At 69.0% G+C, this 18,529-nt stretch carries 17 protein-coding genes; 10 read left to right on the top strand and 7 right to left on the bottom strand.

Going from position 1 to position 18,529, the window contains the following annotated elements:
• Nucleotides 1-133: 133 nt before the first annotated feature.
• The 3 genes from RIN18_RS15365 to RIN18_RS15375 all read left to right on the top strand — a co-directional run bounded on the left by RIN18_RS15365 (nucleotide 134) and on the right by RIN18_RS15375 (nucleotide 4,763).
• Nucleotides 134-442, top strand: a complete 309-nt coding sequence (locus RIN18_RS15365) for a GNAT family N-acetyltransferase (RefSeq protein ID WP_309104864.1) — start codon at nucleotides 134-136, stop codon at nucleotides 440-442.
• Nucleotides 443-579: 137 nt separating this feature from the next.
• Nucleotides 580-1,749: an exonuclease SbcCD subunit D gene (locus RIN18_RS15370; RefSeq protein ID WP_309104865.1), complete on the top strand. Its 1,170-nt coding sequence runs from the start codon at nucleotides 580-582 to the stop codon at nucleotides 1,747-1,749.
• Nucleotides 1,749-4,763: an SMC family ATPase gene (locus RIN18_RS15375; RefSeq protein WP_309104866.1), complete on the top strand. Its 3,015-nt coding sequence runs from the start codon at nucleotides 1,749-1,751 to the stop codon at nucleotides 4,761-4,763. The genes RIN18_RS15370 and RIN18_RS15375 overlap by 1 nt, the downstream gene beginning before the upstream one ends.
• A gap of 16 nt (nucleotides 4,764-4,779) precedes the next feature.
• Here the strand turns inward: RIN18_RS15375 and RIN18_RS15380 are convergent, their stop codons facing one another.
• Nucleotides 4,780-5,337 (bottom strand): nucleoside phosphorylase, encoded by a 558-nt coding sequence (locus RIN18_RS15380; protein ID WP_309104867.1) that lies wholly within the window; start codon nucleotides 5,335-5,337, stop codon nucleotides 4,780-4,782.
• 108 nt (nucleotides 5,338-5,445) lie between these two features.
• Between RIN18_RS15380 and nadE the strand changes: the two genes are divergently transcribed.
• From nadE to RIN18_RS15395, 3 genes are all read left to right on the top strand, one after another.
• Nucleotides 5,446-6,264, top strand: coding sequence for an ammonia-dependent NAD(+) synthetase (gene nadE, locus RIN18_RS15385; protein ID WP_309104868.1), 819 nt, complete (start codon nucleotides 5,446-5,448; stop codon nucleotides 6,262-6,264).
• 107 nt (nucleotides 6,265-6,371) lie between these two features.
• Entirely contained in the window at nucleotides 6,372-9,842 is a 3,471-nt protein-coding gene (locus RIN18_RS15390) for a TM0106 family RecB-like putative nuclease (RefSeq protein WP_309104869.1), read from the top strand.
• Entirely contained in the window at nucleotides 9,839-10,621 is a 783-nt protein-coding gene (locus RIN18_RS15395; RefSeq protein ID WP_309104870.1) for a hypothetical protein, read from the top strand. The genes RIN18_RS15390 and RIN18_RS15395 overlap by 4 nt, the downstream gene beginning before the upstream one ends.
• A 34-nt stretch (nucleotides 10,622-10,655) precedes the next feature.
• Here RIN18_RS15395 and upp read toward each other — a convergent pair whose 3' ends face one another.
• A complete protein-coding gene (upp, locus tag RIN18_RS15400; RefSeq protein WP_309104871.1) occupies nucleotides 10,656-11,288 on the bottom strand; it encodes a uracil phosphoribosyltransferase in 633 nt (210 codons plus the stop codon).
• Between the two features lie 90 nt (nucleotides 11,289-11,378).
• Between upp and tadA the strand changes: the two genes are divergently transcribed.
• Nucleotides 11,379-11,834: a tRNA adenosine(34) deaminase TadA gene (gene tadA / locus RIN18_RS15405; protein ID WP_309104872.1), complete on the top strand. Its 456-nt coding sequence runs from the start codon at nucleotides 11,379-11,381 to the stop codon at nucleotides 11,832-11,834.
• Here tadA and RIN18_RS15410 read toward each other — a convergent pair whose 3' ends face one another.
• The gene (locus tag RIN18_RS15410) at nucleotides 11,835-12,806 is read right to left on the bottom strand and encodes a cation diffusion facilitator family transporter (protein ID WP_309104873.1); all 972 of its coding nucleotides are present in this window, start codon (nucleotides 12,804-12,806) and stop codon (nucleotides 11,835-11,837) included. It lies immediately after the preceding gene.
• A 58-nt stretch (nucleotides 12,807-12,864) separates the two neighbouring features.
• Between RIN18_RS15410 and proC the strand changes: the two genes are divergently transcribed.
• Entirely contained in the window at nucleotides 12,865-13,704 is an 840-nt protein-coding gene (gene proC / locus RIN18_RS15415; protein WP_309104874.1) for a pyrroline-5-carboxylate reductase, read from the top strand.
• Between the two features lie 9 nt (nucleotides 13,705-13,713).
• Nucleotides 13,714-13,995, top strand: a complete 282-nt coding sequence (locus RIN18_RS15420) for a DUF1905 domain-containing protein (RefSeq protein ID WP_309104875.1) — start codon at nucleotides 13,714-13,716, stop codon at nucleotides 13,993-13,995.
• A 10-nt stretch (nucleotides 13,996-14,005) separates the two neighbouring features.
• Here the strand turns inward: RIN18_RS15420 and RIN18_RS15425 are convergent, their stop codons facing one another.
• Both RIN18_RS15425 and RIN18_RS15430 read right to left on the bottom strand, forming a co-directional pair.
• Entirely contained in the window at nucleotides 14,006-14,677 is a 672-nt protein-coding gene (locus RIN18_RS15425) for a TrkA family potassium uptake protein (RefSeq protein ID WP_309104876.1), read from the bottom strand.
• A complete protein-coding gene (locus tag RIN18_RS15430; protein ID WP_309104877.1) occupies nucleotides 14,670-16,100 on the bottom strand; it encodes a potassium transporter TrkG in 1,431 nt (476 codons plus the stop codon). The genes RIN18_RS15425 and RIN18_RS15430 overlap by 8 nt, the downstream gene beginning before the upstream one ends.
• A 105-nt stretch (nucleotides 16,101-16,205) precedes the next feature.
• Here RIN18_RS15430 and RIN18_RS15435 point away from each other — a divergent pair, with 105 nt between their 5' ends.
• Nucleotides 16,206-16,622, top strand: a complete 417-nt coding sequence (locus RIN18_RS15435; protein WP_309104878.1) for a metalloregulator ArsR/SmtB family transcription factor — start codon at nucleotides 16,206-16,208, stop codon at nucleotides 16,620-16,622.
• A gap of 207 nt (nucleotides 16,623-16,829) precedes the next feature.
• Here the strand turns inward: RIN18_RS15435 and RIN18_RS15440 are convergent, their stop codons facing one another.
• Together RIN18_RS15440 and RIN18_RS15445 are read right to left on the bottom strand one after the other, a co-directional pair.
• The gene (locus tag RIN18_RS15440; protein WP_309104879.1) at nucleotides 16,830-17,654 is read right to left on the bottom strand and encodes an ABC transporter permease; all 825 of its coding nucleotides are present in this window, start codon (nucleotides 17,652-17,654) and stop codon (nucleotides 16,830-16,832) included.
• Nucleotides 17,651-18,529 carry an ATP-binding cassette domain-containing protein gene (locus RIN18_RS15445; protein ID WP_309104880.1) on the bottom strand — a complete coding sequence of 293 codons (879 nt, stop codon included), beginning with the start codon at nucleotides 18,527-18,529 and terminating at the stop codon, nucleotides 17,651-17,653. The genes RIN18_RS15440 and RIN18_RS15445 overlap by 4 nt, the downstream gene beginning before the upstream one ends.

An 18,529-nucleotide genomic window follows, 5' to 3' on the forward strand; every position in this document is an offset into this window, starting at 1 on the left:
CATCCCGGCAGTCCCGTTCGCCTCCTGGGCGGACAAAGGGCGTGCGTTGGTGGTCATGGGGGGATTATGTCTGAGAATGTCCCCGCGTGTCAAAACGCGCCCCCCGCTCGCAGGCGGGCGTAACCTGATCCGGGTGAGCACTTCAACGACCGTCGACGGCTTCATCCTGACCGATGAGAAGGACGCCTCGCGCTACACCCTCACCAGGGACGGCGTGCTCGTCAGCGTCCTCGACTACCGCGACGACGGGCACACCGTCGCCCTCACCAGAGCCTTCACCGTCCCGACTTTCCGCGGGCACGGCTATGCCGGCACGGTCGTCCGGGGCGCCGTCGCCGACATCGAGGCCCGCGGAGACCGCAAGGTCGACGCCGTGTGCTGGTATGTCGCCGAGTGGTTCGCACAGCACCCTGAGCACGCAGCGCTCCTGCGCCGTCGCTGAACGCCCGCGAGTGTGACGCCGTGTTACGGCGGTGTCGAAGCCCCAGGACGATCGGAGCGCTGCCGCGGGGTGCCGGGATGACGCTCCCCGCGGCACGCCTGAGCGGCAATGTCGGTGACCCTTCGTAGCGTGTGAGTATGCGAATCCTGCACACGAGCGACTGGCACATCGGCCGCACGTTCCATGGCACCTCCACCATGGACGCGCTGGCCGAGGTGCTCGCTGCGCTCACGAGGCAGGTGCGCGAGCATTCGGTCGACGTCGTCATCGTCGCCGGCGACGTCTTCGACTCCGCCACACCCTCCGCCGCGGCGTACACGCTCCTCGGCGACGCGCTGGTGTCGCTGCACGAGACGGGCGCACGGGTCATCGTCACCAGCGGCAACCACGACTCGGCCGCGCGGCTGGGCTTCCAGGCGAGGCTGCTGCGCGACGGCATCCACGTGCTGACAGACCCGCTCGCCATCGGCACCCCGGTGACGGTCGCCGACGCCGACGGTCCTGTGCACTTCTTCGGCATCCCGTACCTCGAGCCCGCGATCGTGCGTCAGCACTGGCCCGACGGCGACTCCGACGGTCGCCAGCTGCGCACCCAGGCGCAGACGATGGCGCACGCGATGCAGCTGGTCCGCGAAGGCATGCGCGCTCGGCAGGGCCGCACGGTCGCGATCGCGCACTGCTTCGCCGACGGCGTCGATGCCACGGCGGGCCTCGAACGCGAGGTACGCCAGGGCGGACTCGACGTGGTGCCACTGAGCGTGTTCGACGGGCCCGACTACGTGGCTCTCGGTCACATCCACGGGCGGCAGCAGCTCAGCGATCGTGTGCGGTACGCCGGCGCGCCACTGCACTACAGCTTCGGGGAGCAGCACAAGGAACGAGGATCCTGGCTCGTCGACCTCGACGGGACCGGCCTCGCCGGCGTCGAGTGGCTCTGCCTGCCGGTTCCGCGCCGTCTGGTCACGCTGACCGGCACCATCGACGAGATCCTCTCGGCAGAGCGCGTCGCCGCGCACGCGAACGACTGGGTGGCTGCCGTGTACACCGATGCGATGCCGCAGAGCGAGCCGATGCGTCGCCTGCGTGAGAAATTCCCGTATTGCGCGATGGTGCAGCACCAGCCGACAGTGACCGCGGCGGCCGAAGAGCGCTCCTACGCACGCAGGCTGCGCGATGCGGTCAGTGACGCCGACCGCATCGAGGCGTTCCTCGAGCACGTGCGCGCGGGTCACGGAGCGACCGAACACGAGCGTGAGCTCATTCGCGAAGTCCTCGACGACCGGGTGCGGGCAGAGGCGCTGGTCTAGTGAGGCTGCATCGGCTCGAGGTCGAGGGATTCGGCCCCTTCCGAACTCGTCAGGTCGTCGACTTCGATGCTTTCACCGACGACGGGATCTTCCTCATCGCCGGACGCACGGGCGCGGGGAAGACGAGCATCCTCGACGCCGTCTGCTTCGGCCTCTACGGCGGCGTGCCGCGCTATGAGACGGGCGACAAACGGTTGCGCAGCGACCACTGCGAGCCGGACGACGTCTCCGAGGTGGTGGTGGAGTTCAGTACGACCGCGGGGCGCTTCCGCGTCACGCGGTCGCCGGAGTATCTGCGACCGGCGAAGCGCGGCGGCGGCATGACGAAGCAGACGCAGACCGTCTCCCTCGACGAGTGGACCGATGCCGGCTGGGTGGGCCGAGCCGCCCGGGCGGTCGATGTCGGCATCGAACTCGACGCGATTCTCCAGCTCAGCCGTGAGCAGTTCCTGCAAGTGATCCTGCTGGCACAGAACAGGTTCTCCGAGTTCCTGCTGGCCAACAGCAAGGACCGCCAGGCGCTGCTGCGCCGACTTTTCGGAACCGAGCGTTTCGAAGATGTGCAGGCGCGCTTCGATGAGCGCCGGCGAAGGTCGGAGCAGGCGCTCGGGTCGAGGCTGGCGAGCGTCATCGCCCGCATCGAGGAGGGTGAGCGGCTCGTCACGAACGAGGATCTCTGGGGTGTCGCCGACACCGACGACCCGAGCGCGGGGCGCCTCGAGCAACCGAATCCCGCCGGCCGGGGGCCGGGGGAGCGGATCGACCAGCTGCGTCGTGCGCTCGCGCGCGCCGAGTACCGGGCCGAGCGCCGCGCGGCTGAGCGCGACGACGCGGAACGCGGCCTCACCGAGACGGATGCCGCGCTGACAGATGCCCGGGAGCAGCGCGCCGCTCAGACGGAGCGCGACCGGGCGAGGGCAGCGCTGGAGTTGCTCGATGCGCAGGAGGCGACGATCGACGACACTCGGCGGGTCCTCGCGCGCGCCCGCGCAGCGGAAGGGATGCGGTCGTTCATCGTCGCGTTCGAGCGTGCCGTCGCCGCGGTCGAGAAGGCGGAGCGTGAGAAGCAGAGAGCGCTCGCCGACTGGCGTCTCACCGCGATCGACCTGGCGGACGAATCCGCCGACGCACTGCAGGCCTGGGCGGCAGAGCGCACTCGCGAGAGCGGCGCCTGGCAGCTCGCGGCCGACCTCGAGCGGACCGCTGCCACCCGGGAATCACAGCTGCTCGCCGCACGAGATGCGGTGGCGCAGGCGACACGGGTCACTGACGAGATCGATCGGGAGCGGGAGGCGCTGCCGGGGCAGATCGCCGAGCTGACGCGGTCGCGCGACGACGCCCGACGCAGGGCGGACCGCTCCGACGAGCTGACGCGGCGCCGCGATGAGGCGATGGCGAGGCGGGATGCCGCGAGCGACGTCGAGCGACTGACGACGGCGCTGGCCGCGGCGGAGCGAGAGCTCGCCGCCGACAGCGCTGCGCTCGCGACGGCACAGACGCAGCTCGCCGGACTCCGACAGCGACGGCTCGACGGATTCGCGGGCGAACTGGCATCGGCGCTGACGGATGGAGCGCCCTGCCCCGTGTGCGGCGCGATGGAGCATCCATCGCCCGCCGAGCACGCCGATCCCGTATCGGCCGACGATGTGGACGAGGCCGAAGCCGCGCGCGACCTCGCCGCCGACTCCGAGCGCGGCGCTGCCGAGCGTGTCTCCGCCCTGCGGGCCGATGTCGCGGCAGCCTCCGCCAGGGCGGGTGAGAGCTCTGTCGCGCAGGCCGAGAGCGAGCTGCAGGCTGCGACGGCTGCGCTGGCCGCATCTCTCGCCGAGGCACAGCGTCTCAACGAGCTCGGGGCGACGCTCGACCACCTCATGCGCCGCACCGAAGAACTGGAGCAGGAGCGCGCTGCGGCCGCCCGCGCCCTCGCCGACGCGCGCGAGACCCTTGCCGTGAGGGAGCAGGCGGCGGCGGATGCCGACGCGCTCATCGCTGAGGCGCGCGGCGACTCGGCATCGGTGGCAGCGCGACTCGAGGCGGCGAGGGCACAGATCGAGGCGGCCACGGCCCTTGCCACCGCACTGCTCGAACATTCACGGCAGGCGGGCGCCGCCGAGAACGCGGCGGCGGAACTGGACGCCGCGCTGCGAGAGTCACTCTTCGACGACGTCGCCGCGGTGACCGAGGCGCTGCGGCCGGCGGCCGAGATCGCCACGATGGAGGAGCGCATCACCGCGCACGTCGTGCAGCGGGAGAAGGAGAAGGCGGTCCTGCTGCCCCTGGAGATGCGCGCGCTTCCCGAGGAGCCCCTCGACATCGCCCCCGTCGAACAGGCGGCCACGGCGGCGCGCACTGCCTGGAAGGACGCGGTCGAAAGCGCAGGTCGAGCCGCCACCGCCGTCGAGCGATTGCAGGACCTCGTCACTTCGGCAGCCGCCGAGCATGCGCGCACGGCGGAGCAGGCCGCCGAACACGATGTGCTCCAGAACCTCGCCGACACCATCGCAGGACGCGGTGCGAACACGCGGAAGATGACGCTCGAGACCTTCGTGCTCGCTGCCGAGCTCGAAGAGATCGTGAGCGCGGCGAACCGGCGCCTCAGCGACATGTCGACCGGGCGATATCAGCTGCGGCATTCCGACGCTCTGGCCGCGAGAGGTGCGGCCTCCGGGCTCGGCATCGTCGTCTTCGACGCCTTCACCGGTCAGACCCGCCCCGCACAGTCCCTCTCCGGGGGTGAGACCTTCCTCGGCTCGCTCGCGCTCGCGCTCGGTCTCGCCGAGGTCGTCACTGCCCGCGCCGGCGGCATCCGTCTCGACACGCTGTTCATCGACGAGGGATTCGGATCCCTCGACGGCGACACGCTCGACACCGCCATGCGCACGCTCGACGAGCTCCGTCAGGGCGGACGCACCGTCGGCGTCATCAGTCACGTCGAGGCCATGCAGGAGCAGATCCCGGCTCAGTTGCTGGTGCGGGCCACTCCCAGCGGCCCGAGCATCATCGAGATGCGCTGAACGCCCGGCGCGAGTGTCAGACGCCGTACTCGCCGCGGATGAACTCGCGCAGTTGAGCGCTGCAGCGGGCGACCGCTTCACGCCAGTCGGTGAGCGCGCCGTCTTCGGCGCGATCCGAGACGGCGCGGAAGACCCTGATCGGCACCCGGAACTGCTCGGCCACCCAGATGTACGCGTAAGTCTCCATGTCGACGAGGGCAGCCCCCGACGGCCGGATCACGGCCGTGACCTCTGCGTCGTCCACGAAGTGATCGCCGGTCGCGATGAGCACGCCCTCACGTCCGGTGGTCACCCTCGCCGGCATCGACACATGCTGACCCGCGATGCCGTCGAGGTCGGTGACGTCGTGCTGGAACGCCGTTCCCACCTCGTGCACCCTCGCCTCCAGCGACGGGTCGATGGCGCCGGCCGTGCCGACGACCACGACCTCGTCGTACGTGCGGGCGTCCAGCGCTCGCGTGAGGGCGTGCGTGGCTTGGAGCTTGCCCGGCCCGGTCACAAGTCGATCGAATCCCGGCAGGGTCTCGGGGAAGGCGGCCAGTTCCGAGGTCAGCGCGGCGACGAGAAGTTTCACCTCGCCATCCTGCCAGTTCGCACCTGTCAGGACAGTGCGAGATGCCGCTGCGACATGCGTGCGTAACCTGGAGGGGCGATACTGATTCGAAACGGAGTGGAGGAACCCGTGACCCTGCAGCAGCAGATCTCTGAGACGCTCGGCGTGAAGGCCGAGATCGATCCGGCGGCCGAGGTCGAGAACCGCGTGCGGTTCCTGGCGGAATACCTTCGCGCGACCGGCGCCAGGGGCTTCGTGCTCGGCATCTCCGGCGGCCAGGACTCCACCCTCGCCGGGCGCCTTGCCCAGCTCGCGGTCGAGCGGGTGCGCGCCGAGGGCGGCGACGCCCGCTTCCTCGCCGTGCGCCTGCCATACCGTGTGCAGAAGGATGCCGACGACGCCCAGGCGGCACTCGAATTCATCGCAGCCGACGACTCGGTCGAGGTGAACATCCAGAACGGGGTCGACGGTGTCGAAGCCGACATCGAGTTCGCCGTCACCGCCGACATCTCCGACTTCAATCGGGGGAACCTCAAGGCGCGACTGCGCATGGTCACCCAGTACGCTCTGGCCGGTCACGAAGGGCTGCTGGTGCTCGGTACCGATCACGCCGCAGAGGCGGTCACCGGTTTCTACACGAAGTTCGGCGACGGCGCGGCCGATCTGCTGCCTCTCGCCGGGCTGACCAAGCGTCAGGGCCGAGCGCTGCTGCAGTCGCTCGGGGCCCCTGACCGGCTCGCCCTCAAGGTGCCGACGGCCGACCTCCTCGACGATCAGCCAGGGCGCTCCGATGAGGACGAGCTCGGGCTCAGCTACGAGCAGATCGATGACTTCCTCGAGGGGCGCCCCGTGGACCCGGAGGTCGCGGGTCGCATCGAGGCGAAGTACCTGGCGTCGCAGCACAAGCGGCACCTGCCGGTGACTCCCGCCGACACGTGGTGGCGCTGACCCTCCTCTCCCGGACCCGCCTTCTCGAACGGCGAGCGATCTCGACGGGAAACGAGGGTGTCGGATGCCGCGGCTAGTGTCGAAGCATCCGAGGGAATGGAATCAAGGTGCGGATTGACAGGGAGGCGCAGCGCGTCATCTGGAGCGCGAGCGATCTCAAAGCCGCTGCGGAGTGCGAGTTCGCGTGGTGCCGGGCGATCGATGCGAAGCTCGGACGGGTGGCCGCGGTCGAAGAGCCGGAAGACGCTACGCTCGCGCGAGCGGCCCGGCTCGGAGACGTGCACGAACAGAACGTCCTCGAGCGCTACATCGACGAACTGGGACCCGGCAGGGTCCGGCAGATCGAGAAGGTCTCCTCGGTCGATGCCGTCGCGCTCGCCGCAGCCGTCGCCGAGACCGCAGAGGCGCTGCGATCGGATGCGCTCGTCGTCTTCCAGGCGGCGTTCTCCACACCCGAGTTCGTCGGCTTCGCGGACTTCCTCCGGCGCGATGCGGACGGCCGGTGGCGGGTGCAGGACTCCAAGCTCGCCCGCAAGGCCCGGGTAACGGCACTCATGCAACTCGCGGCATACGTCGATCAGCTCGACCGTCTCGGCATCCCGCGATCTGACGAGGTCGACCTGATCCTCGGTGACGGCACACTGAGCACGCACGCCGTCGACGACCTGCTGCCGCTGTTCCAGGTTCGCCGTGCGCGGTTGCGCGCCCTCATCGCCGACCGGCGGATCGAGGATGCCGCCGACGCCATGCCGCTGGAATGGGGCGATGACCGAGGCGATCTCGAGGTTGTCGCCTGCGGTCGATGCGCGACGTGCGAAGAGCAGGTGATCGCGCATCGCGACCTCCTCATGGTCGCGCGGATGCGTCCCGTGCAGCGCGCCCGGCTACGCGCCGCCGGCATCGACACGATCGATGCGCTGGCGACGGCATCCGCCCCTCCCGCCGGCATGAACGCCGACACCTTCGAGACGCTGCGGGCCCAGGCGGCGCTGCAGCTCCGAGCCGATGCCGAGGGCGTCCCCACCTACGACGTCCACTATGCCGCCGCGATCCACACCCTGCCGGTGCCCAGCCACGGAGACATCTTCTTCGACTTCGAAGGAGACCCGCTCTACACCGAACCCGCAGCGGACGGCGAGGCGCAGTGGGGGATCGACTACCTGTTCGGCTGGGTCGACAACGACGACCGGTACACGCCGCTGTGGGCCCACACGTTCGCCGAGGAGCGACGGGCGCTCGAGACATTCCTCGACTTCGTCAACGCACGTCGGGCAGCCCATCCCGGCATGCACATCTATCACTACGCCCCGTACGAGACCGCGCACCTGGTCGCCATGGCGGCGCGCCACGGCGTGCGCGAGGCCGAAGTCGACCGTCTGCTTCGCGAGGGCGTCTTCGTCGACCTCTACCCGCTGGTCCTGCGCACCGTGCGCGTGGGTTCGAGGTCGTACTCGATCAAGAAGCTCGAGCCGCTCTACATGGGCGAAGACGTCCGCACCAGCGACGTGCAGAAGGGCGACGACTCGATCGTGCAGTACGTGGCCGCTCGCGAACTGGCAGCGGCGGGCGAGCGGGCCGAGGCGGATGCGGTGCTCGCCGATCTCGCCGATTACAACCGCTACGACTGCGTCTCCACCCGCATGCTGCGCAACTGGCTGATCGAGATCGCCCGGCGCGAAGGGGTCCATCCTGCCCCGCCTGACGAGGCGGACGAGGTGATCTACGAGCCGTCGCCGCGGTCCGTGGCGCTGCTCGCCGACGCCGAGCGCGCTGCAGCGGCCGGTGCCGACGGCCAGGTCCACCGCATCGCCGCGGCCGCGATCGACTACTTCCCGCGTGAGGCGAAGAGCTTCTGGGTCGGGCATTTCCAGCGTCTCCGGGAGCCCGTCACGATGTGGGAGGGGACGCGCGACGTCGTACGGGTCGACCCGGCCTCCTGTGTGCTGCGCCGCGACTGGAGCGTGGCCGAGGGCCGGCGGGTCACATCGAGAGAGATCGAGATCCGTGGCGAGGTGTCGCCGGGCACCACCCTCGGCGAGGGAGCCCAGCCGTTCGCGCTGTACGGGGTGCCCGCGCCGTTCGACACCGAAGTGCCGTCTCGGGCGGTGCACGTGCCGCACACGGTGACCATCACAGAGGTGCTCGACGACGGCTACGTCATCACGGAGTCCGCCGTTCAGGGGCAGACGTGGGACGAGTTCCCGCTTGCTCTCACTCCGGCAGCCCCTCCCAGGGTGGTGTCGCTGCAGGGGGCGATCGACGAGTGGGCCGATGCCATGCACCTCGCCGCCCCCGGCTTCCCCGAGGATGCCTCGACCGACATCCTCCGCCGGATCCCGCCTCGAACCCGCTCGGGGGCAGCACTGCCCGCCGCCGGCGATGACGTCATCGACGCGATCGTGCGCGGAGTGCTCGACCTCGATCGCAGCTATCTGGCCGTTCAGGGCCCTCCCGGAACGGGCAAGACCTACACCGGTTCGCAGGTGATCGCCCGGCTCGTGAACGAGCACGGGTTCAAGATCGGCGTCGTGGCGCAGTCGCACGCCATCATCGAGACGCTGCTCGAGCGCGTCGTCGCTGACGGCGTCTCGCCCGCCCAGGTCGCCAAGTGCCCGAAGGGCCCCGACTCCGACCCGTCGTACACGGTGATCCCGAAGACGGGCATGGCCTCGTTCCTCGCCGAGCATGAGGGCGGGGGCGTCGTCGTCGGCGGCACCGCGTGGGACTTCAGCAACACCGCCCGCGTCGAAAGGGGTGAACTCGACCTCCTCGTCATCGATGAGGCGGGGCAGTTCTCGCTGGCCTCCACGATCGCGGTGGCGGCCGGTGCGCGCAGCCTCCTTCTCCTCGGAGACCCGCAGCAGCTGCCGCAGGTGAGTCAGGGCGCCCATCCCGAACCCGTTGACACGTCGGCCCTCGGCTGGGTCATGGACGGCGATGCCGTGGTCCGCCCCGAGTACGGGTACTTCCTGGCGAGGTCGTGGCGGATGCATCCACTGGTCGCCGCGCCGGTCTCGACGCTCGCATACGCCGGAAAGCTGGCATCGGCCCCCGGCACCGAGCGGCGCTCGATCGACGGCGTCGATGCAGGCTTGCACGTCGTGTCGCTGCGCCATAGGGGCAATGCGACGCAATCGCCGGAGGAGGCGGCGGAGGTGGTCCGCCTCGTGCGCGACCTGGTCGGCCGCCGCTTCACCGACGATATGGCAGGACTCCCCGCTCGTCCGATCGCCGAGAACGACATCATCGTCGTGACGCCGTACAACGCGCAGAAGCAGCTCGTGCACGAAGCGCTCGCCGCCGCCGGATTCCCGCGCGTGCCGGTCGGCACGGTGGACAATTTCCAGGGCAAGGAAGCAGTGGTCTCGATCACGTCGCTGGCAGCGTCCAGTGGCCGGGACGCACCGCGAGGACCCGAGTTCCTGCTTCTGCAGAACCGGCTGAACGTGGCGATCTCACGGGCGCAGTGCGTGGCGTACCTCATCCACTCGCCGGCGCTGCTCGACGACCTGCCGCGCACCCCGGAGGGGGTGGCGCGATTGAGCGCCTTCGCCCGGCTGGTCGGAGCGGCGCAGTGAGCACACCGCGTCACGCCGTCGCCGACATCCACCGTGCCTCGGCGGCATGGGTGTGGTTTCCCCGCGATTCGGAACAGGAGAAGTCCGACCTGCAGCTGGTGCGGTACCCGGCACGGTTCGGTGGTGGCGTCCGCGCATCGCAGGTCGATTCCTCCGCCGATCCGGCGGCCGTGCTCGATCGGGCCGTCGCGCGGACGCAGTCATGGAACGAAACCAGCCTGACGTTCTGGACGAACGCCGCCGACCGGCCCGATCTCGAGGACGAACTCCGACGGCGCGGTGCTGAACACGTCGACACCGTCTCGGTGCTCGCCCGCCCCGTCGCCGGTCCGCCGATCGCTGTGCCGCCGACGGCCACGGCCGAGATCGTGCAGGCCCTCGACCAGGTGCGCGAGGTCGACGCGATCAACGTGCCGGTCTGGCAACAGGATCCGCTCGACGAGGAAGGGCTGCGGGTCGAGCTCGATGAGGTGACCGCCGAGTTCGCGGCTGGTCGCGGCGCGCGCGTCATCGGCCGTCTCGACGGTGCGGCGGTGAGCACCGGCGGCTGCACGGTAGTCGACGGATTCGTGCGGCTCTGGGGCGCGGCGACGCTCGAGAGCGCGCGCGGCCGCGGCGCCTACCGTGCCGTACTGGCGGAACGGCTGCGAGTCGGCGCGGAGCTCGGAGCGATCACCGTGCTCGTGAAGGGCAGGATCGCCACGTCCGCGCCGATCCTGGTGCGTGCGGGATTCATCCACCACGGCGACGAACGCGCCTATCGCCTCACGGTCGGGTAGTTCCGGCGACGCCGAGGGGCGACGACGACCGACGTCAGACGGTGCCGTACAGACGGTCGCCGGCGTCGCCGAGCCCGGGCACGATGTAGCCCTTCTCGTTCAAGCGCTCGTCGAGCGCACCGAGGACGAGGGTGACATCGCGGTCGCCGACCATCTTCTCGATCGCGGCAACACCCTCGGGGGTGCCGAGCAGGCAGATCGCGGTGACGTCCTGCGCTCCCCGCTTGAACAGGAACTCGATCGCGGCGCCCAGCGATCCGCCGGTGGCGAGCATCGGGTCGATCGCGAAGCACTGCCTGTCGCTCAGGTCGTCGGGAAGACGCTCGGCGTAGGTCGTCGGCTCGAAGGTGGTCTCGTCACGGACCATGCCGAGGAAGCCGACTTCAGCGGTCGGAAGCAGCTTCACCATGCCTTCCAGCATTCCGAGCCCGGCCCGGAGGATCGGCACGACGATCGGGCGCGGCTCCGAGATCTTCACACCCATCGTCGTGGTCACGGGCGTGGTGATCTCGACCGGGCTCACCTTCACGTTGCGGGTCGCCTCGTACGCGAGCAGCGTCACCAGCTCTTCGGTCAGTTGACGGAACACCGGAGACGGGGTGCGCCGGTCACGCAGCACCGAGAGCTTGTGGGTGATGAGGGGGTGATCGGCGACGTGAACACGCATGGATACAGGCTAGTGCGCAGGGCTCCCCGGCACGACATCGGCCGGCGTCCACCGGGCGGAAGTCGAGACTCGCTGTCGTAGGCTCGACCCATGACCGCCGCCGACACCGAGGCCATGCGCCGCGCGCTCGCCCTCGCAGCCGAGGCGGCGTCGGCCGAGGAGATCCCGGTCGGAGCGGTCGTCCTCGACCGGGCGGGGCAGATCATCGCGGAGGGGCGAAACACCCGCGAGCAGACCCATGATCCGACCGGTCATGCCGAAGTCGAGGCGCTGCGCCGCGCCGCGGCATCCATCGGCTCCTGGAATCTCGACGGGCACACCCTCGTCGTCACCCTGGAGCCCTGCATCATGTGCGCCGGGGCGATCCTGCAGGCACGGATCGGCAGGGTCGTGTTCGGCGCATGGGACGAGAAGGCGGGCGCCGCGGGGTCGATGTACGACGTGCTGCGCGATCGACGGCTGCCGTACCACGCCGAGGTCGTCGGGGGCGTCGAAGCGGATGCCGCCACGCGTCTGCTCCGGGAGTTCTTCGAGCGGCGCCGCTGATCAGTCCGACGACTTCAGTACGAAGACGTCCGTCGAGGGCTCCGGATCGATCGCCGGCCGGTAGATGTCGGGCTCGAGGTACACCGATCGCGCCACCGGCACGGCTACGCGGATGCGGGCCTCGATCTCGTTGATGTCGTCAGCGGCCTCGCGCACTGACTTGTCGGCGGACAGTGCGATCTTCGCCGCGACCAGCAGCTCGTCGGGGCCGAGGTAGAGCGTCTTCATGTGGATGAGCTTCTCGACCTCGGGTCCGTCGTTGATCGCGTCGACGATCCGGTCGATGTCGGCCTGGTTGGCTCCTTCGCCCACGAGGAGGCTCTTCGTCTCGATGCCGAGCACGATGGCGATGAGCACCAGGAGGGCACCGATCATCAGCGTTCCGACGGCGTCGAAGACGGGGTTGTGGGTGATGAGGGTGAGTCCGACCCCGAGCAGGGCGAACGTGAGTCCCGTCAGCGCACCGATGTCCTCCAGCAGCACGACGGGAAGCTCCGGAGCCTTGGAGCGGCGCACGAACGACACCCACGACTGCCCCTTCTCGCGGACGAGATTGCTCTCCCTGATCGCGGTGCGCAGCGAGAACGACTCGAGTCCGATCGCGATGACGAGCACTGCGACGGGCAACCACCACCAGGCGCGGTCGAGCTCGTGCGGATTGGTCAGCTTGTCGATTCCCTCGTAGATGGCGAACAGGCCGCCGACCGAGAACAGGATGATCGACACCACGAATGCGTACACATAGCGTTCCCGTCCGTAGCCGAAGGGGTGAGCCCGGTCGGCCCCGCGTTTCGCCTTGCGCCCGCCGAGCAGCAGGAGCAGCTGATTGCCGGAGTCCGCGACGGAGTGCACGGCTTCGGCGAGCATCGACGCGGAGCCGGAGAGCGCCCACGCGATGAACTTCGCGATGGCGATCCCCATGTTCGCCAGGAACGCCGCGACGATGGCCTTGTTGCCTCCGGATGCACTCATGCGATGAGTCTAATTCCGCGCCTCCTCGATGCGCAGAGCGCCGCCGTAGGATGTCCGCATGGCTGACTCCCTCCCCTCTCTCGCGTTCCTCGGTGCCGGTTCCATGGGCGGTGCGATCCTGCGTGGCGTGGTCGCATCCGGCATCCGGATCGACGGCGGCATCACGGCCACGAACCGCAGCACCGAGAAGGCCGCGTCTTTCTCAGACGTCGGCGGAATCACGAGCATCGCCCTGGCCGAGCAGCCGAACGGCAATGCGGACGCCGTCGCCGGTGCGCGCATCGTGTTGGTGGGCGTGAAGCCGGCGATGGTTCCCGATCTCCTGCGCGAGATCGCGCCGCACCTCGGCGGCGACGCGATCGTGGTGAGCCTCGCGGCCGGCGTGACACTGCAGACCTTCGCCGAGGTCCTCGGTGACGACGCCAAGGTCATCCGCTCCATGCCGAACACGCCATCGACCGTGGGCAAGGGTGTGACCGGGCTCGCCGCAGGCGCTTCGGCGACCGGCGAAGACCTGGCTCTCGTCCGGCGCCTCTTCGAGACCGTCGGCGCGGTCGTCGAGGTTCCCGAATCGCAGATCGATGCGCTCGGGACGATCTCGGGCTCCGGTCCCGCGTACGTGTACCTGCTCATCGAGGAGTTCACAAGGGCCGCGGTCGGTCTGGGCTTCAGCGACGCGGATGCACGCCTCATGGCCGAGCAGACGTTCATCGGCGCGACCGCACTGCTCGACGCCTCCGGGGAGGATCCCGCCGAACTCCGCCGCCGCGTCACGAGCCCCAAGGGAACCACCGAGCGCGCCATCGCCGTCCTGCAGGACGCGCACCTCGATCGGACCTTCTCAGACGCGGCGGCCGCAGCCCTGGCGCGCTCCAGGGAACTCGCGGCGGGCGCCTGACCTGTGCGAATGCGGTTCGAGGGACTGATCTGGCACTGGCGCGGACCTGCGCCGTTCCATTTCGTCACGGTACCGCCCCTTGAGAGCGAGCTCATCCACGAGGTGTCGTCGCAGGTCACCTACGGCTGGGGCATGATCCCCGCATCGGTCACGATCGGGGGCACCACCGTGACGACGGCGTTGTGGCCGAAGGACGGCGGGTACATCGTGCCGATCAAGAAGGTGCTGCAGGACCGCGAGAGCGTGACGGTGGATGACGTCGTCGAGATCGTGCTCGACATCGACGCCTGACTCGCTCGGCTCAGCGGTCGAGGGCGGCGAAGCGCTCGATGTCGCTGTTGGTTCCGGAGACGATGATGAGGTCGTGGTTCGTGACGACCGTGGTCGCCTCCGCATAGCGGAACGGCTTGCCCGGGCTCTTCACACCCACCACGGTGACCTTGTACTTCGTCCTCACACCGGATTCGTTCAGGGGAACCCCGCGGATGAACTTCGGCGGATACATCTTCGCGAGCACGAAGTCGTCGTCGAAGCGGATGAAGTCCAGCATCCGGCCGCTCACGAGGTGCGCGACACGCTCGCCGGCTTCGCGCTCGGGGTAGATGACGTGATTGGCGCCGACGCGAGCGAGGATCTTGCCGTGCGACTGCGACACCGCCTTCGCCCAGATCTGGGGGACCTTCAGGTCGACGAGGTTCGCGGTGATCAGCACGGATGCCTCGATCGACGAGCCGACCGCCACGACGGCGACCTGGAAGTCCGCCGCGCCGATCTGGCGCAGGGCGTCGAAGTTACGAGCGTCGGTCTGCACGGTGTGCGTGACGCGGTCGGACCACTTCTGAACGAGTTCGAGGTTGCCGTCGATCGCGAGCACCTCGCGGCCGAGCCGGTCGAGTTCGCCGGCGCACGCGGCGCCGAACCGGCCGAGTCCGATGACGAGGACGGGAGCATCGCCCCGGAGGACTTCAACCAACGATCGGCCTTTCCACGGGCAGCGAGTAGAGCTGCGATCGCGATGTCGCGGCGACTGCCGCGGCGAGAGTCACTGTACCAATGCGCCCCATGAAGATGGTGGCGGCCATCACATAGGTCGCTGAATCGGGGAGGCCTTCGGTCAGCCCGGTCGACAAGCCCACCGTGCCGAACGCGGATATCACGTCGAACAGCACCTCGGCGATGGGCGCCTTCGTGATCTGCGCGATGACGATCGTCGACAGTGCGACGATCGTCGCACCCCATGCGACGACGCTGAGCGCGACGCGCTGCACGTCGCTCGGGATGCGGCGACCGAACACCTCGACCGACTGGCGGCCCTTGGCCTCTGACCACACCGCGATCGCGAGCACGGCAAGGGTGGTGACCTTGATGCCGCCGGCGGTCGATGCCGATCCGCCGCCGACGAACATCAGCATCGATCCGGCGACGAGCGATGAGCCGTTCAGGCCGCCGATGTCAACGACGGAGAAGCCGCCGGAGCGTGTCATCGCCGAGAGGAAGAAGGCCTGGAAGGTGGTGTCGACGGCATCCATCGACCCGAAGGTTCGCGGATTCTCGTACTCCAGAATCAGGAAGACCGCGGCTCCGAGCACGAACAGCAGCACTGTCGTGACGAGCGTGAGCCTGGTGTGCAGCGACCACCGCTTCACATGCCACACATGTTTGGCGAGCGTATAGATGACGGGGAATCCGATGCTGCCCAGGAACACGCTGATCATCAGCACGGTCAGCACGAAGTAGTCGTCCGCGAAGACCGTGACACCGCCCACGTTGGGCGTGAATCCCGTGTTCGTGAAGGACGACGCGGCGTAGTACGGCGCCTCCCAGAGAGCCGTGAGCGGGTCGAAGCCGGCCATGACGAGCCCCGGGTAGAGCAGCACTGCCACTGTGCCTTCGATCACGAGAGTCGACAGCGCGACGGTGGTCAGCAGCTGACCCACTTCACCGAGTCGCACCGTCTGGCTCTCGTTGACGACGCCACCGTGCGCACGCAGCGGGTTGGTGTCGCCGGCGGCCATCAGCTTCGCGCGCAGACCGAGTCGCTTCGAGATCGCCATGCCCATCAGGGAAGCGAGCGTGAGCACGCCCATGCCGCCGATGTTCATTCCGATGAAGATCACGACATTCCCGAACGCAGACCAGTGCGTCGCCATGTCGACGGTGACGAGGCCGGTGACGCAGATCGTGGACATCGCCGTGAACAACGCATCGCTGAGCGGTGTGACTGTGCCCCTGGCCGACGCAATCGGCAGCGACAGCAGCACGGTGAAGACCATGATCAGCAGCGCGAACACGACGATCGCAAAGCGTGATGGCGAGGAGGTGATGAGGTGCTTGAACCAGGCGCCAGCGCTCTTGAGGCGCTCTCCATGCAACGAGTCAGACACGATGGTCGACATCGCGTCCCCCTTCTCGTTTCCGTGACCGCCGCTCGACGGTCGCGCGGCAGTCCCGCCGAGCCTTCGTCATGGTACTCCGTGCCGGGGGAGACTACCCTGATCACCATGACGGACATCTTCGACGTGATCGCAGACGGTACGAGGCGCGACATCCTCCAACTCCTGCTGCGGCGTACGACCGAAGGGGATGCGGGCACCAGCGTCAGCCAGATCGTCGCCGATCTCGGCATCAGCCAGCCCACCGTCTCCAAGCACCTGAAGGTGCTTCGCGATGCCGAACTCGTCACCGTCCGCGAGGACGGCCAGCGCCGGTTCTACAGCCTCGCCGTCGAGCCGCTGGAGGTCGTGGACGACTGGCTGGTGCCCTTTCTCGTCGACGCGTACGGCGACGAAGCACCCGACATCGACTACCCGCAGAGCCCGCTGCCCGACGGTGCGGCCCACGCGGCAGAGGTCGTCGGCCGTGCCGCTGCCTCGGCCAAGCACGTTGTCGCGACCGCACTGAAGCGCCTCGGGGCCTGAGCGCGGCAGCGGAACGCGGACGGACGTCGCCCCCGACGACAGGGGGGGCATGTCGTCGGGGGCGATGCACGGGCCCCAGACCCGCGTGGACTCGGTGCGGTGCCGGCCTCGAGTCGTGCGCTCAGAGTGGCAGTGCATCCTGAGTGAACCAGGCGCAATGCCTATGCCTCAGCTGGGACTCGAGCGGGCTACGGGTGGGACCCGGTCTCAGCGCCGGGCGGCCTTGCGGCGGAACAGCCAGGCGCCCCAGGCGACAGCCACGGCGAGGATTGCGATGCACCAGCCCACCGCCCACCAGGGCTCGGAATCCAGCGGCGCGTCCATCAACAGCCCTCTGATCGTCTCGACGATGGGGGTGATCGGCTGGTTTGCTGCGACCGGCTGCAACCACTCGGGCATGCTCGCCACGGGCACGAACGCGCTGGAGAGGTACGGCAGGAACAGCAGCACGAACCCGTATCCGTTGGCGCCCTCCGGGCTGCCCGCCGCGAGGCCGATGGCGGCGAACAGATACGTGATCGCGAGGATGTACAGGGCGATCAGTCCAGCCATCGCCACCCATTCGAGCAGCGTCGCCGTCGGGCGGAACCCGACGAGCACGCCGACGCCGACCACGATCGCCGTCGCGACGAGGTTGCGCAGGACGCTCGCGACGACATGACCGGTGAGCACGGCGCCGGAGCGCAGCGGCATGGTGCGGAATCGGTCGATGATGCCGGTGCGCATGTCGTTGGCCACGTACACCGCAGTCGACGATGCACCGAATCCGGCGCACGTGAGGATGATCCCCGGCACCACGTAGTCGACGTACGCGCCGGAGGGATCGATGGCGCCGCCGAACACCCAGGTGAACATGAGCATGAGCATCACCGGCAGCATGATCGCCATCAGCAGCGATTCGCCGTCACGCAGCGAATGGCGAAGGCTCCGGCCGACGAACACCGCCTCAGCGGTGACCCCGCGCAGATGTGAACGGGCGGGCACGGTGGCGCTGGAGACACGAGGCGCGGACGGGGCGATGGCGGTGTTCATGCGAGTTCCTTCTCTGAGCGGGCGGTCACGGCGAGGAAGACATCATCGAGTGAGGGGCGACGAAGGGTGACGACGCCGTCCGCACCCTCCTGGTCGAGCAGGTCGAGCGCTCGGCGAAGGCCCGCGACGGTGCCGTCGGTGGCGATCTCCCGGCGGAGTTCGCCTCGGTCGTCATGCACTTCGACCGTGTCGCCACCGACACGGGCCTTCAACTCGGCCGCGGTGCCCAGCGCGGCGATCCGGCCGTCGTGCAGCACCGCGATCCGGTCGGCCAGCTGGTCGGCCTCCTCGAGGTACTGCGTCGTGAGGAAGACGGTGGTGCCGGCCGCCGCGAGTGCGCGGATGATGTCCCAGAGGTCGCGGCGGCTGCGGGTGTCGAGCCCGGTGGTCGGTTCATCGAGGAAGAGCACCTCCGGCGTGACGACGAAGCTGAGCGCGAGGTCGAGTCGGCGCCGCATGCCGCCCGAGAAGGTGCGGACGCGGCGCGAGGCCGCATCGCGCAGATCGAACTGCGCGATGAGGTCGACCGCCCGGCGTCGTGCAGCCGCCCGGCCGAGCCCGGCGAGCCGGGCGAACATCACGACGTTCTCCGTCGCCGTGAGGGCGTCGTCGACGGCGGCGGACTGGCCGGTGAGGCTGATCCGTTTCTGCACCTCGACCGGCTGCGCGCGGACGTCGAAACCGGCGACGCGTGCCGTGCCGGCGTCGGCCTTCGTGAGGGTCGTGAGGATGTTGATGGTGGTCGTCTTTCCCGCGCCGTTCGGTCCGAGCAGGGCGAACACCTCGCCGCGGGCGACCGTGAAGTCGAGGTCGTCGATCACGGTTCGCCCGCCGAACCCCTGGCGCAGCCCCCGTACGTCGATCGCTGTCGTCAT

The sequence above is a fragment of the Microbacterium sp. genome, from assembly GCF_031179285.1.
Lineage (GTDB): Bacteria > Actinomycetota > Actinomycetes > Actinomycetales > Microbacteriaceae > Microbacterium.

Coding starts and splice junctions, on each gene's coding strand:
- proC (WP_309104874.1), top strand. CDS start 12,865: ATGGCTGACTCCCTCCCCTCTCTCGCGTTCCTCGGTGCCGGTTCCATG.
- tadA (WP_309104872.1), top strand. CDS start 11,379: ATGACCGCCGCCGACACCGAGGCCATGCGCCGCGCGCTCGCCCTCGCA.
- RIN18_RS15440 (WP_309104879.1), bottom strand. CDS start 17,654: ATGAACACCGCCATCGCCCCGTCCGCGCCTCGTGTCTCCAGCGCCACC.
- RIN18_RS15410 (WP_309104873.1), bottom strand. CDS start 12,806: ATGAGTGCATCCGGAGGCAACAAGGCCATCGTCGCGGCGTTCCTGGCG.
- upp (WP_309104871.1), bottom strand. CDS start 11,288: ATGCGTGTTCACGTCGCCGATCACCCCCTCATCACCCACAAGCTCTCG.
- RIN18_RS15370 (WP_309104865.1), top strand. CDS start 580: ATGCGAATCCTGCACACGAGCGACTGGCACATCGGCCGCACGTTCCAT.
- RIN18_RS15420 (WP_309104875.1), top strand. CDS start 13,714: ATGCGGTTCGAGGGACTGATCTGGCACTGGCGCGGACCTGCGCCGTTC.
- RIN18_RS15445 (WP_309104880.1), bottom strand. CDS start 18,529: ATGACGACAGCGATCGACGTACGGGGGCTGCGCCAGGGGTTCGGCGGG.
- RIN18_RS15435 (WP_309104878.1), top strand. CDS start 16,206: ATGACGGACATCTTCGACGTGATCGCAGACGGTACGAGGCGCGACATC.
- RIN18_RS15430 (WP_309104877.1), bottom strand. CDS start 16,100: ATGTCGACCATCGTGTCTGACTCGTTGCATGGAGAGCGCCTCAAGAGC.